At 71.7% G+C, this 12,318-nt stretch carries 10 protein-coding genes; 8 read left to right on the top strand and 2 right to left on the bottom strand.

The features are described 5' to 3' along the window. Positions 1-223: 223 nt before the first annotated feature. Complete coding sequence (locus P1P70_RS30275) at positions 224-985, top strand: DUF5995 family protein (RefSeq protein ID WP_319243376.1); 762 nt, start codon at positions 224-226, stop codon at positions 983-985. Between the two features lie 10 nt (positions 986-995). Here P1P70_RS30275 and P1P70_RS30270 read toward each other — a convergent pair whose 3' ends face one another. After that, entirely contained in the window at positions 996-1,739 is a 744-nt protein-coding gene (locus P1P70_RS30270) for a MerR family transcriptional regulator (protein ID WP_319243374.1), read from the bottom strand. A gap of 85 nt (positions 1,740-1,824) precedes the next feature. Between P1P70_RS30270 and P1P70_RS30265 the strand changes: the two genes are divergently transcribed. The 5 genes from P1P70_RS30265 to P1P70_RS30245 all read left to right on the top strand — a co-directional run bounded on the left by P1P70_RS30265 (position 1,825) and on the right by P1P70_RS30245 (position 8,161). Then, the gene (locus P1P70_RS30265; protein ID WP_319243372.1) at positions 1,825-2,304 is read left to right on the top strand and encodes a macro domain-containing protein; all 480 of its coding nucleotides are present in this window, start codon (positions 1,825-1,827) and stop codon (positions 2,302-2,304) included. A 51-nt stretch (positions 2,305-2,355) separates the two neighbouring features. Next, positions 2,356-2,832, top strand: a complete 477-nt coding sequence (locus P1P70_RS30260) for a hypothetical protein (RefSeq protein ID WP_319243369.1) — start codon at positions 2,356-2,358, stop codon at positions 2,830-2,832. A gap of 275 nt (positions 2,833-3,107) precedes the next feature. Continuing rightward, positions 3,108-5,072: a Xaa-Pro dipeptidyl-peptidase gene (locus P1P70_RS30255; RefSeq protein WP_319243366.1), complete on the top strand. Its 1,965-nt coding sequence runs from the start codon at positions 3,108-3,110 to the stop codon at positions 5,070-5,072. After that, on the top strand, positions 5,069-6,352 hold the full coding sequence (locus P1P70_RS30250) for a M14 family metallocarboxypeptidase (protein ID WP_319243363.1): 1,284 nt from the start codon (positions 5,069-5,071) through the stop codon (positions 6,350-6,352). Before P1P70_RS30255 ends, P1P70_RS30250 begins: the two co-directional genes overlap by 4 nt. A gap of 84 nt (positions 6,353-6,436) precedes the next feature. Beyond that, entirely contained in the window at positions 6,437-8,161 is a 1,725-nt protein-coding gene (locus P1P70_RS30245; protein ID WP_319243361.1) for a BCCT family transporter, read from the top strand. 151 nt (positions 8,162-8,312) lie between these two features. Here the strand turns inward: P1P70_RS30245 and P1P70_RS30240 are convergent, their stop codons facing one another. After that, positions 8,313-9,263, bottom strand: coding sequence for an FAD-dependent oxidoreductase (locus tag P1P70_RS30240; protein WP_319243358.1), 951 nt, complete (start codon positions 9,261-9,263; stop codon positions 8,313-8,315). 66 nt (positions 9,264-9,329) lie between these two features. Between P1P70_RS30240 and P1P70_RS30235 the strand changes: the two genes are divergently transcribed. After that, positions 9,330-10,355, top strand: coding sequence for an oxidoreductase (locus P1P70_RS30235; protein WP_319243356.1), 1,026 nt, complete (start codon positions 9,330-9,332; stop codon positions 10,353-10,355). Positions 10,356-10,414: 59 nt separating this feature from the next. After that, the gene (locus P1P70_RS30230) at positions 10,415-12,055 is read left to right on the top strand and encodes an ABC-F family ATP-binding cassette domain-containing protein (RefSeq protein WP_319243353.1); all 1,641 of its coding nucleotides are present in this window, start codon (positions 10,415-10,417) and stop codon (positions 12,053-12,055) included. Positions 12,056-12,318: the final 263 nt, after the last annotated feature.

The raw sequence follows: 12,318 nt of genomic DNA, 5'->3' as shown, positions 1-12,318 counted from the left end.
TACCCGTCCCTCCCCCACTCTCGGCTTCGCTCGAGCGGGAGGTGCCCCCATCCAGGGGCTGCGCCCCTTCGACCCCCTCGGTGTGTTCTTCGGCTGCGGGCGGGTGGGGCTTCTCGCGCAGTTCCCCGCGCCCTTGGCGGGGCGCGGTTCGCCGTGCCTCTGGCAAAGCGCTCGGGTTTGGTCGAGTGTGGTCCAACCATGGGGTCGTGGGAGGGAGTTGAGCGTGGTGGTGGCCGGGAACATCGACGAGGTTGTGGACGGGCTCGCCGGGGTCGTGCGGGAGGCGCGGCGGGGCGGTGATCGGGTGGGGTACTTCGCGGCGCTGTACCGCCAAGTGACGGTCGAGGTCCGCAGGGCCATTCACGAGGGTTTGTTCGACGACGGTGCCCGGATGGACCGCTTCGACACCCTCTTCGGCAACCGCTACTTCGAGGCGTACGACGCCTGGCGCCGCGACCGGAGCGGGCCGCGCTGCTGGCGCGAGACGTTCGGGCTGCTCGACGACGCCGACACCGTCATCGTCCAGCACCTGCTCCTCGGCGTGAACGCGCACATCAACCTGGACCTGGCCGTCGCCGCTGCGCGGACCAGCCCCGGCGAGGACATCCACGCCCTGCGGCGCGACTTCCTGCTGATCAACGACATCCTCGGACGGGTCGTGCTGGCCGTGCAGGAATCGCTCGGCGCCCTGTCGCCCCTGATGTCGCTGCTGGACCAGATCGGAGCCCGCACCGACGAGCGGATCCTCGACTTCAGCGTCCGGCGGTCGAGGGAGGAGGCCTGGTTCAACGCGGTGCTGCTCGCCGGCCAGGACGAGGAGGAGCGCGCGGCCACCATCGAGCGGCTCGACATCCGTGCCGCCGTCCTCGCCCGGTTGATCGCCCGCCCCGGCGGGCTCGTCCGTCCCGCCCTGCAGCTGATCCGGAGCACCGAGAGCGACGACGTGCCCGCCGTCATCACCCACCTGGACCGGGCCGTGCGGTGACCCCCGCGGTTCAGTCCTCCGCCGCCCACTGGCGCAGCTCGTCCTTCAGGGACCGCTGAAAGGTCGTCAACAGCGCCTGCACCACGAGCGGTTGCATATGGACCGACAGGGATTTCACGGCCTGTGGATCGCGTTCCTCCACCGCGTCGCGGAAGAGCCGCGACAACTCCTGGGCCGCCGCGCGCGAGTGCTCGATCAACACGGTCCGCGCGGCGCGGATCGACTCCTCCGACAGCGGTACGCCGAGCAGCTCCACGCCCAGCCGCAGCAGCCCCGGGTCCACCCGGAGACCGTCGCCGTCCGGTTCGACCACGCCCATCGCCACGAGCCGTTCGACGTCCTCCTCGCCGAGGGCCCGCCCCGCCCGCCGGTCGAGCTCCTCCCGCGTGACCGTCGCCACCGCGTCCGGCGCCCATGAGGCCACCACCGCGCGCTGGAGCGCGAGATCGCGCGGGGTGAGGTCCGGCGGAAGCCGTCGCAGGTACTCCTCGATGGCCGCCAGGGTCATGCCCTGCCGCTGCAGCTCCTCGATCAGCGCGAGCCGGGCCAGGTGCTCCCGACCGTACCGGCCGACCCGGCGGGGTCCGATCTCCGGCGGCGGCAACAGGCCCCGGGTGCCGTAGAAGCGGACCGTACGCACCGTGACGCCCGCCCGCGCGGCCAGCTCGTCGACGGTGAGAACGATCTCCTCGGAGCCGGAGCCGGAGCCGGAGCCGGAGCCGGAGCCGGAGCTCTCCCCGATGTCGGTCGTCATGCACAGCAGTATCGCCGCCCCATCACTGCCGTGGCACCTCGGCCGACACCGACTGATTGTCAGTGCCGCCCCGTACGGTGGCGTCATGTCGGGGATCACGTACGTCCGGGGCGATGCGACCGTGCCGCTGGGCAAGGGGGTCAAGGTCATCGCCCATGTCAGCAACGACCTGGGTGGCTGGGGCAAGGGCTTCGTCCTCGCCCTGTCCCGCCGTTGGCCGGAGCCGGAGGCCGCCTACCGCGCCTGGCACCGCGACCGCGCGACCAACGACTTCGGACTCGGCGCCGCCCAGTTCGTCCAGGTCGGCCCCTACACCTGGGTCGCCAACCTGATAGGCCAGCGCGGTATCCGCACCGGCAGCAAGGGGGTGCCCGTTCGCTACGAGGCCATCGACACGGCCCTCGGCCTGCTCGCCGACAAGGCCCTGGAGCTGGATGCCTCGGTCCACATGCCGCGCATCGGCTGCGGACTCGCCGGCGGCAAGTGGTCCCGGGTCGAGCCCCTGATCCTCGACCGGCTGGTCCGGCGCGGGACAGAGGTGACGGTGTACGACCACGGGGACTGATCCGTGGTCGGCGCGCGGTACCGCACGCCCGGGAACGGGTAGGGCACCGGTATGGATCTCCTCCCGATGGACATCGGCCCGTTGAACCCCGTCGTGGGGGAACTCGTCGTCGCGGCGGTGCTGTTCGCGCTCGTGTTCCTCTTCTTCGTCCGGTCCGTGCCCCGGATCCAGCGCGTCCTGGACGAACGGGAGGCCGCGACCAAGGGGACCGAGGCCGAGGCCGAAGCCCTCGGGGAGCAGGCCCGCGTCAAGCGGGCGGAGGTGGCGCAGGCCCTGGCCGAAGCCAGGCACGAGGCCGCCCGAATCCGCCAGCGGGCCTTCGAGCAGGGCACGGCCCTGATCGCCGAGGCCCGCGCCGAAGGCCGACGCGAGTACTCCACCCTCCTCACCGAGGGCCACGCCCACCTGGCGGCGGACCGAGCCAGAGCCGAGGCCGAACTCCGCGTCCACGTAGCCGAACTGGCCTCGGACCTGGCGAGCAGAATCATCGGGGAACAGATCGAGACAAAGGTCCACCCACGCCCCTGAAGGAGGGGGGAAGCCCACCTTCCAGGGGCGCGGGGAACCGCGCCGCACGCCCGCGCGTCGGCGTCCGGCGCGTTGGTGAACCAGTCACGACGAACCTGCGGCACGCGCCCGGGGCGATGAGTCTGCGGTGCAGAAGCCCCTGTCGCAGGATCGCCGTTCCGTCGTCACGAGTGATGCGGACCCATACCCCCTTCCCGGCCACACCGTGGCCGAAGTCCCACGAGTCCCCAACAGTCCCTCTGTCGCACGGGAGTTGACCGCAGTACCGTCCGCGCATGCCGATACCTGTGCGACGCGCACGCTTCACGACCTGGAGATCGCTCGCGACGGCCGCCACGGCCGCCGCCCTGGCCGCCACGTTCCTCACTCCGGCGGCCGCCGGCACCCCGGCCCCCCGCAAGAGCGAGCCGGTCTACTCGTACGACGACGCCGTCCGCGAATCCGTCTGGGTGGACACGGGACTGGACGGCGACCGCGACGGGAAGCCGGACCGGGTCGCCGTCGACATCGTCCGCCCGAGTGAACCCGCCCGGCAGGGCCGCAAGATCCCCGTGATCATGGACGCCAGCCCTTACTACTCCTGCTGTGGACGCGGCAACGAGAGTCAGCGCAAGACGTACGACGCGAACGGGAACGTCGTCCAGATGCCGCTGTTCTACGACAACTACTTCGTGCCCCGCGGCTACGCCTTCGTCGCCGTCGACCTCGCCGGAACCAACCGCTCCGACGGCTGTGTGGACGTCGGCGGCCGCTCCGACGTCCAGTCGGCGAAGGCGGTCGTCGACTGGCTCAACGGCCGCGGCCGGGCGTATACCACCCGCACGGGCAGCACGAAGGCCAAGGCCGGCTGGACCGACGGCAAAACCGGCATGATCGGCAAGAGCTACGACGGCACGATCGCCAACGGCGTGGCCGCCACCGGCGTCGAGGGCCTGGAGACGATCGTCCCGATCGGCGCGATCTCCTCCTGGTACGACTACTACTTCGCCAAGGGTGCCCCCCTCTACAACTCGGGCCCCGAGTGGCTCTCGAACTATGTGGAGAGTCCCGAGGCCCGCGCCAAGTGCGGCCATGTCCAGCAGCAACTCGTCGACGGCGCCCCGCGCACCGGCGACTGGACCCCGCTGTGGACCGAGCGGGACCACGTCAAGGACGTCCGGAAGATCGACGCCAGTGTCTTCGTGGTCCACGGCCAGCAGGACCTCAACGTCCGCGCCAAGCACTTCGGCCAGTGGTGGGACGCGCTCGCGAAGCACGGCGTCGAGCGCAAGATCTGGCTCTCCGAGGTCGGCCACGTCGACCCCTTCGACTTCCGCCGCGCCGCCTGGGTCGACACCCTGCACCGCTGGTTCGACCACGAACTCCTCGGCTACGACAACGGCATCGACGACGAGCCGATGGCCGACATCGAACGCCACCCGGACCAGTGGGAGACGTCCAGGGTCTGGCCGCCGCGCGCCACCGAGGCCACGACCCTCCGCCCCGCCGAGGGCAGCGAACCCGGCGTCGGCACCCTCGGCCTGCGCAAACGGTCCGGCACCGAGACCTTCACCGACGACCCCGCCTTGAACGAGACCGACTGGGCCGCGCACGTCGACAGGTCCACCCCGGAGAAGGCGGGCTTCGTCACCGCGCCCCTCACCGAGGACCTGCGCCTGTCCGGCTCCTCCAAGGTGACCGTCACCACCACGCCGACCACCTCCAGCGCCCACCTCTCGGCGGTCCTCGTGGACCTCGGCCCGGACACCATCCGTGACTACGCCACCACCGGCGAGGGGATCACCACGCTCACCGAGCGCACCTGCTGGGGCCCGAGCACCACCGGCGACAGCTCCTGCTTCCGGGAGACGAAGGCCAAGACCGCGGACGTCGACTACACGATCTTCAGTCGCGGCTGGGCCGACCTCGGCAACCACTCCTCCGCCACGGGAGCCCCGCTCACCCCCGGCACCCCGTACACGATCACCCTCGACCTGCACGCGAGCGATCACGTCGTCCCGGCGGGGCACCGCCTCGCACTGATCATCGCGGGCACCGACGAGGACCTCATCGACCCGCCGTCGAGCACCCCCACCCTGACCATCGACCTCAGGCGCACCTCCGCGCAGGTCCCGCTGGTCGGCGGCGGCGCGGCCTTCGCGAAGGCCACCTCGGGCACCACCGCCAGCCCGGAGGCCTCGGTCCTCGACGGCGTACGCGACCCGAGCCGGGCCACCCGTATCCCGGGCGGTGGCGCGTGAGGGCCCGCATCGCGGCACTGCTCGCCACGGCGCTCGCGGTGCCCCTGCTGTCCACGCCCGCGCACGCGACGGACACCACCCCGCCGCGCACGGGATTCGAGCGGTCGGGCGGCGCCCGTTGGACCGGTCAGCCCGAGGAGCAGGCGTTCCTGGCCGCCGTCGACCGGGCGAGCGACCGGGTGGCGACGACCCGGATCGGCACGACAGAGCAGGGCCGCCCGCTCCAGCTCGTCCGTATCGGCACCCGCCCCACCTCGCGCACGGTCCTGCTCATCTGCAGCCAGCACGGCGACGAACCCTCCGGTCGCGAGGCCTGCCTCACCACCCTGCGCGACCTCGCCTTCGCCAGGGACGAGCGGACCGAACGGCTGCTGAGATCCACCACCGTGCTCGTCGTCCCCACCGCCAACCCCGACGGCCGGGCCGCCGGCACCCGGGGGAACGCCGACGGCGTCGACATCAACCGCGACCACCTCGCCCTGCGGACCGCCGAGGCGCGGGCCCTCGCCGCCGTCCTGCGCGACCGCAAGCCCGACATCGTCTACGACCTGCACGAATACGGTGCCACCCCGCAGTACTACGACAAGGACCTCTTCGACCTCTGGCCGCGCAACCTCAACACCGACCCGGCCGTCCACGACGAGGCACACACCCTGTCCCTCGACCACGTACGCCCGGCCGCCCAGGCCGCGGGCCACTCGACCGGCACCTACGGCATCTGGACCGACCCGGTCACCGGCGACCCGATCCGCCAGGTCGCCGGCGACGGCCAGGAACGCATCCTGCGCAACATGTCCGGTGTCAAGCACTCGGTCGGGCTGCTGATCGAGAGCAGGGTGGAACCCTTGACGGCCGACACCCCGGAACCGGTCAACAACCTGCGCCGGGTGAACTCCCAACTCGCCGCTCTGGAAGGGCTGTTCGGCTTCGCCGCCGAACGCGGCCGACAGGTCGACCGGGTGACCGGCGCGGCCCGTCTGGCCGGACTCCGCGACACCGGCCCGGTCTATGTCGGCGGCGCCGACAACGACCCCGCCGAACCGGCGGAGGTGATCCAGGACCCGCCCTGCGGCTACCGGCTCACCACACAGCAGTACGAGGAGTTCGCCGACGAGCTGGCGCTGCACGGCGTCCGCGTGCGGCCGGAAAGCAACGGTGACGGCGACGGGGACGGCGTCCTCGTACCGCTGCGCCAGCAGTTGCGGGCGCTGGTCCCGCTGCTGCTCGACGAGCGGGCGCCGTACCGCCTGACCGAGGGGGTGCCCGACACCGCCTGTTGAACAAGTAAGGATCGAGGTCACATGTGGTAGGGGTTCCTGGGCAGGAGAAGGTCAGTTCCAGCCACTCGCTGAAAGGTTCCACCTGTGACGCACGATCATCGCACCACCCACCACGGGGGAGGCGCGCTTCCAGGTTCGGAGGCGGGTCTCCCCGGCGGCGGGCGGCCCCGGACGGACCGCGTCGTGTTCGGTGTGACGGCGGCGCTCACCCTGGCCTTCGTGCTCTGGGGCGCCATCTGGACCGACGCGCTCGAAACCGCCTCCGGCAAGATGCTGAGCGGCCTGATCCACAACGGTGGCTGGGCGTTCATGCTGGCCGCCTCCTGCTTCGTCGTCTTCGCCCTGTGGCTCGCGGTCAGCCGCTACGGCCGCATCCACCTCGGCGTCGAGGGCGAGAAACCCGAGTTCCGCACGGTCTCCTGGGTCGCCATGATGTTCAGCGCCGGCATGGGCATCGGCCTGATGTTCTACGGCGTCAGCGAGCCCCTCGCCCACTACACCTCGCCCCCGCCGGGCACCGACCCCCAGGGCTCCGGCGAGCGCATGGAGACGGCGATGGCGACCACCCTGTTCCACTGGACGCTGCACCCCTGGGCGATCTACGCCGTGGTCGGCCTCGGCATCGCCTACAGCACCTTCCGCAAGCAGCGCCGCCAGACCATCAGCGCCGTCTTCACCCCGCTGATCGGCGAGAAGCACGCGAGCGGCGGCGTCGGCCGGGCCATCGACATCCTGGCGATCATCGCCACGATCTTCGGTTCGGCCGCCTCCCTGGGCCTCGGCGCCCTCCAGATCGGCTCCGGCTTCCGCGAACTGAACTGGATGGACAAGGTCGGCACCGGCCTGCTCGTCGCCATCATCGCCGTCCTGACCCTGGCCTTCGTCGCCTCCGCGGTCTCCGGGGTGGAGAAGGGCATCCAGTGGCTGTCCAACACCAACATGGTGCTGGCCCTGCTGCTCGTGCTCTTCGTCTTCGTCGCCGGACCCACCATCCTGGTCCTCGACCTCCTGCCCACCTCGCTCTTCTCCTACCTCGGCGACCTGCCCCAGCTCGCCGGCCGCACCGAGGCGTCCGGCGGAGAGGGTGTCGCCGACTGGCTCGGCAGCTGGACCGTCTTCTACTGGGCGTGGTGGATCTCCTGGACCCCCTTCGTCGGCATGTTCATCGCCCGCATCAGCCGCGGCCGCACCATCCGCCAGTTCGTCGGCGGTGTCATCCTCGTGCCCAGCACGGTCAGCCTCGTCTGGTTCGCGGTCTTCGGCGGCACGGCGATGAGGCTTCAGGGGCAGGGCCGGCTCGGTGAGGAGGCCACGCCCGAGGGCCAGCTCTTCGCCGTCCTGCACGAGTTCCCCCTCGCCACGGTCTCCAGTCTGCTCGTGATGATCCTGGTCGGTATCTTCTTCGTCTCCGGCGCCGACGCCGCGTCCATCGTCATGGGCACGCTCTCCCAGCGCGGCGCGCTCGAACCCGGCCGCTTCGTCGTCGTCTTCTGGGGCATCGTCACCGGGGCCGTCGCCGCGATCATGCTCCTCGTCGGCAGCGGCCAGGGAGACGCGCTCACCGGCCTGCAGAACCTCACGATCCTGGCCGCCGCACCGTTCGTCCTGGTGATGATCGGCATGTGCGTCGCCATGATGCGCGACCTGCGCCGGGACCCGGTGATGGTCCGCGAGGAGATGGCCTCCGAAGCGGTCGAACTGGCCGTCATCGAGGGCCACAAGCGCTACGACGGCGAGTTCGAGATCAGGGTCGGGCCGGGCCAGGGGACGGAGATCGAGGGGGACCCGATCGGCCATCGCACGGAGTAGGCAAGCGCCGGGGCCGGCGTGCCGCGCCCCTTCAGGGGCGCGGGGGACCGCGCGACCGGCCCCCACGACCCGCGGCCGACCGACCGCCGGTCCGCCCGGAGCCGGAGCGGGCGGCGGCGGTGATCGGACCGCGACCGGCCCGGGGCAGTGCTCAGACGGCGGCGAGCCGCGCGGCCTCCCTCGCGCATCCCCACGCCACCGTGACCCCCGCCCCACCGTGGCCGTAGTTGTGCACCAACACCCTCCCGCCCGGCAGGAGTTCGCGCTCCAGACGGACCGCCGGGCGCGAGGGCCGCAGCCCGACGCGGTGCTCGATGACCCGCGCCCCGGCGATCTCGGGCCGAACCGCCGCGCACCGCTGCACGATCTCCTCCGCGATCACCGGGTCCGGCGTCAGCGACCAGGCGTCCTCCTCCGCCGTACCGCCGAGGATCAACCCGCCCGGCTGCGGAATGAAGTACGTGCTCTTGGAACCGGAGTGGTCCACCGAGGTGAGCCAGGTGGTGACCCCGGGGTTCTCCACGACGACCAGCTGCCCCCGCACCGGCCGTAGGGAGGGATCCGGCACCAGCTCCCGGGCGCCGAGCCCCGTGCAGTTGACGACCACGGGCGCGTCGACCGCCGCGAGGTCGGTCACCGTGCGCTCCTCCACGGCGCCGCCCGCCGCGAGGAACCGCTCGCGCAGCCAGCGCAGATGCACCGGCATGTCGATCAGCGGCAGCCGCGCCCACAGGCCGACCCCCGGGTACTCCCCGGCCGTCGCCACGCGCAGCCCGGCCACGCGCGAGGCCCACGCGCCGAGCCCGTCCAGCGACGTCTCGCCATGTACGCCCTCGACCATGCGTACGCCTGTCTCGCCCGGACGGTCCACCAGCGCCTCGTACACGGCGAGGGTGTCGAGCGCCCACGCGCCGACCAGTTCCACCGGCTCGATCCGGTACGGCCACCACAGTCCACCCGCGACCCCGGACGTCGTGCGCTCCCCGGGCTCCCGCGCCCACACCCGGACGCGCCTGCCGCTCTCCGCCAGAACGACGGCGGTCGTGAGGCCGACCACTCCGCCACCGACCACGATCACATCACTGTTCGATTCACTGGTCACCCGGGGACGTTAACGGAATATGTCCTGCCGTGCGCACAAGTCTGCCTTTGTGGGGATACTCACACCATGTCTGCCGAGTACGCGACCTTCGGCCTGGCACCGGCGATGCGAGCCGGTGGCGTCCTCGCCAACGGTGATTACCAAGTGCACCGGGACTTCGTGGACTTCATCGTCGACGGACGCCCGCTGCTGTTCCAGCTCTCCGACCTCGACGCCGTCTCCCCCCTCGCCTCCGACGTCCCGCCCTCGATCTTCACCGCCCAGGTCCGCAGTCTGCTCCTGGAGGCCGAGGCACCCCTGACCAGCGGCCGTTACGTCATCTACGGCTGTCCCGAATGCGCCGACCTCGCCTGCGGAGCGGTGACCGCGGTGATAGAGCGGGACGGCGACGACTTCGTGTGGCGGGACTTCGCCTGGCAGACGGAGGAGCAGGCCGACCTCAAGCTCAACGGCTACACCGGCATCGGTCCCTTCCGCTTCCACGGTTCCGAGTACCGCGGCGCCCTGCGGTCCCTGCTGCGCGAGTCGGGCGCCGAGCCGTCGGCCCGGCGGGTCCTCCTCATCGGCGCCCGCGTCGCCGTGCTGGCCAGACTCGCCGCCGCCCTGCGCGCCATCGGGATCGGCGCCGACATAGCGCAGGACGCCACCGGCGTGCCCCCGGAGGAACTGCGCGCCTACGGCGCGGTGGCCTTCGGCCGGGCCGTGGGCGAGGCGGACAGGGAGGCCGTGCGACTGGCCTTCGACCGCGCGGGAGTCCAGGTCGCGTACGTCGACGGGCTCGCCCCGATCATCCCTCTCCTCGTCGCGCAGATCGAACACGCCCTCGACCGCAGTCCGGCCGAACAGCGCCGCCTCACCCGTCTCGTCGCCGCCGACGGGCAGGCCGGCATCGAGATCACCTCCACCTGCCGGGTGGAGCTCACCGCCTACCGCCGCGACCGTCTCTACCGCCCCCACACCTACCGCTTCTTCGACGGCATCCTCCCGGCGGGCCGGCACCGCATCGGCCTGGACCCGAAAGCGGTGAAGGGAGAATCGTTCATCGTGGCCCGCACCTCGGGGACGGTGCTGGTGGAACCGATGGGCCGCTGAAACCGCTCCGACCGGTCCGGCGCGACCCGGGCGTCACCCTGTCGTTAGGATCGCCCCCTGTGACCGCCACCCTCGTCGTCAAGAACCTCGCCGCCGGACACGGCGACCGCCCGCTCTTCTCCGGGCTGGACCTCGTCGTCGCCCCCGGTGATGTGATCGGTCTGGTCGGTGCCAACGGCGCCGGAAAGTCCACGCTGCTGCGCCTGCTCGCGGGTCTGCTCCCGCCGGAGGAGGGTGAGCTGCGACTGTCCCCGCCCACGGCGACCGTGGGACACCTGCCCCAGGAGCCGGAGCGGCGGGAGGGCGAGACCGTCCGGGAGTTCCTGGCGCGGCGCACGGGGGTGGCGGAGGCCCAGCGGGTGATGGACGAGGCCACCCAGGCGCTGGTGGAGGGCGCGCCGGGCGCCGACGACGCGTACTCGGTGAGCCTGGAGCGCTGGCTCGACCTGGGCGGCGCCGACCTCGACGAGCGTGCGGAGGAGGTCGCCGACACCCTGGGCCTCGGCGTCGACCTGGACCAGCCCATGACCGGCCTCTCCGGCGGCCAGGCCGCCCGCGCCGGACTCGCCTCCCTCCTCCTCTCCCGCTACGACGTCTTCCTCCTCGACGAGCCCACCAACGACCTCGACCTGGACGGCCTGGATCGACTCGAACGCTTCGTCTCCGGCCTGCGCGCGGGCACCGTCGTCGTCAGCCACGACCGTGAGTTCCTCACCCGCACGGTCACCAAGGTCCTCGAACTCGACCTCGCCCAGAACCAGATCACCCTCTACGGCGGCGGATACGAGGCCTACCTGGAGGAGCGCGAGACGGCCCGCCGGCACGCCCGTGACGACTACGAGGATTACGCCGACAAAAGGGCCGCGCTCCAGGACCGCGCCCAGATGCAGCGCTCGTGGATGGACAAGGGCGTCAAGAACGCGCGGCGCAAGGCGAGCAACGACAACGACAAGATCGGCCGCAAGTTCCGCAGCGAGGCGAGCGAGAAGCAGGCCGCGAAGGCCCGGCAGACCCAGCGCATGATCGAACGGCTCGACGTGGTGGAGGAGCCGCGCAAGGAGTGGGAGCTGCGCATGGAGATCGCGGCGGGCCCGCGCTCCGGTGCCGTGGTCGCCACGATGCGCGACGCGGAGGTACGGCGCGGCGACTTCGCCTTCGGCCCGGTCTCCCTGCAGATCGACTGGGCGGACCGCGTCGCCATCACCGGCGCGAACGGCGCCGGCAAGTCGACGCTCCTCGGCGCACTCCTCGGCCGGGTCCCCCTGGACTCGGGCCACGCCGCCCTGGGCTCCGGTGTCCTGGTCGGCGAGGTCGACCAGGCCCGCGCCCTCTTCCACGGCCCCGAGTCCCTCCTCGACGCCTTCTGCGCGGCCGTCCCCGACACCGAGCCCGCCGAGGTCCGCACCCTGCTCGCCAAGTTCGGCCTCAAGGCGGCCCACGTCCTACGCCCGGCGATCACCCTCTCCCCGGGCGAACGCACCCGCGCCGCCCTGGCCCTGCTCCAGGGCCGAGGCGTCAACCTCCTGATCCTCGACGAGCCCACGAACCACCTGGACCTCCCGGCGATCGAGCAACTGGAGACGGCCCTGGACTCCTACGAGGGCACGCTGCTCCTGGTGACCCACGACCGCCGCATGCTGGAGGCGGTAAGGGTCACGAGGCGCTTCGCGGTGGAGGCGGGCAAGGTGACGGAGTACTGAGAGCGTCGGTTGTCGGCTGCGGCTGAGTGGGGCTTCTCGCGCAGTTCCCCGCGCCCCTGATAGACCAGGCCCCCGTGACCCTGAAAGGCGACCGGCGACGGGCCTGAAAAGCACGGGGCGCAGCCCCTGCTTTTCAGGGGCGCGGGGAACTGCGCGACCAGCCCCCACCGGAGGGACGCTTGGGGGTCAAAGGGGCGCAGCGCCTTGGTGGGGGCACCTCCCGCTCGAGCGAAGCCGAGAGTGGGGGAGGGACGGGTAGGGGC

The sequence above is a fragment of the Streptomyces sp. MB09-02B genome (assembly GCF_033794485.1).
Lineage (GTDB): Bacteria > Actinomycetota > Actinomycetes > Streptomycetales > Streptomycetaceae > Streptomyces.
The sequence above is the reverse complement of the archived record's forward strand: the minus strand, read 5'-3'. Positions and strand labels throughout refer to the sequence as shown.

What these genes read in the sequence shown, in the direction of transcription:
- P1P70_RS30235 (WP_319243356.1), top strand. Translation starts at nt 9,330, where the DNA reads ATGTCTGCCGAGTACGCGACCTTCGGCCTGGCACCGGCGATGCGAGCC.
- P1P70_RS30270 (WP_319243374.1), bottom strand. Translation starts at nt 1,739, where the DNA reads ATGACGACCGACATCGGGGAGAGCTCCGGCTCCGGCTCCGGCTCCGGC.
- P1P70_RS30260 (WP_319243369.1), top strand. Translation starts at nt 2,356, where the DNA reads ATGGATCTCCTCCCGATGGACATCGGCCCGTTGAACCCCGTCGTGGGG.
- P1P70_RS30255 (WP_319243366.1), top strand. Translation starts at nt 3,108, where the DNA reads ATGCCGATACCTGTGCGACGCGCACGCTTCACGACCTGGAGATCGCTC.
- P1P70_RS30265 (WP_319243372.1), top strand. Translation starts at nt 1,825, where the DNA reads ATGTCGGGGATCACGTACGTCCGGGGCGATGCGACCGTGCCGCTGGGC.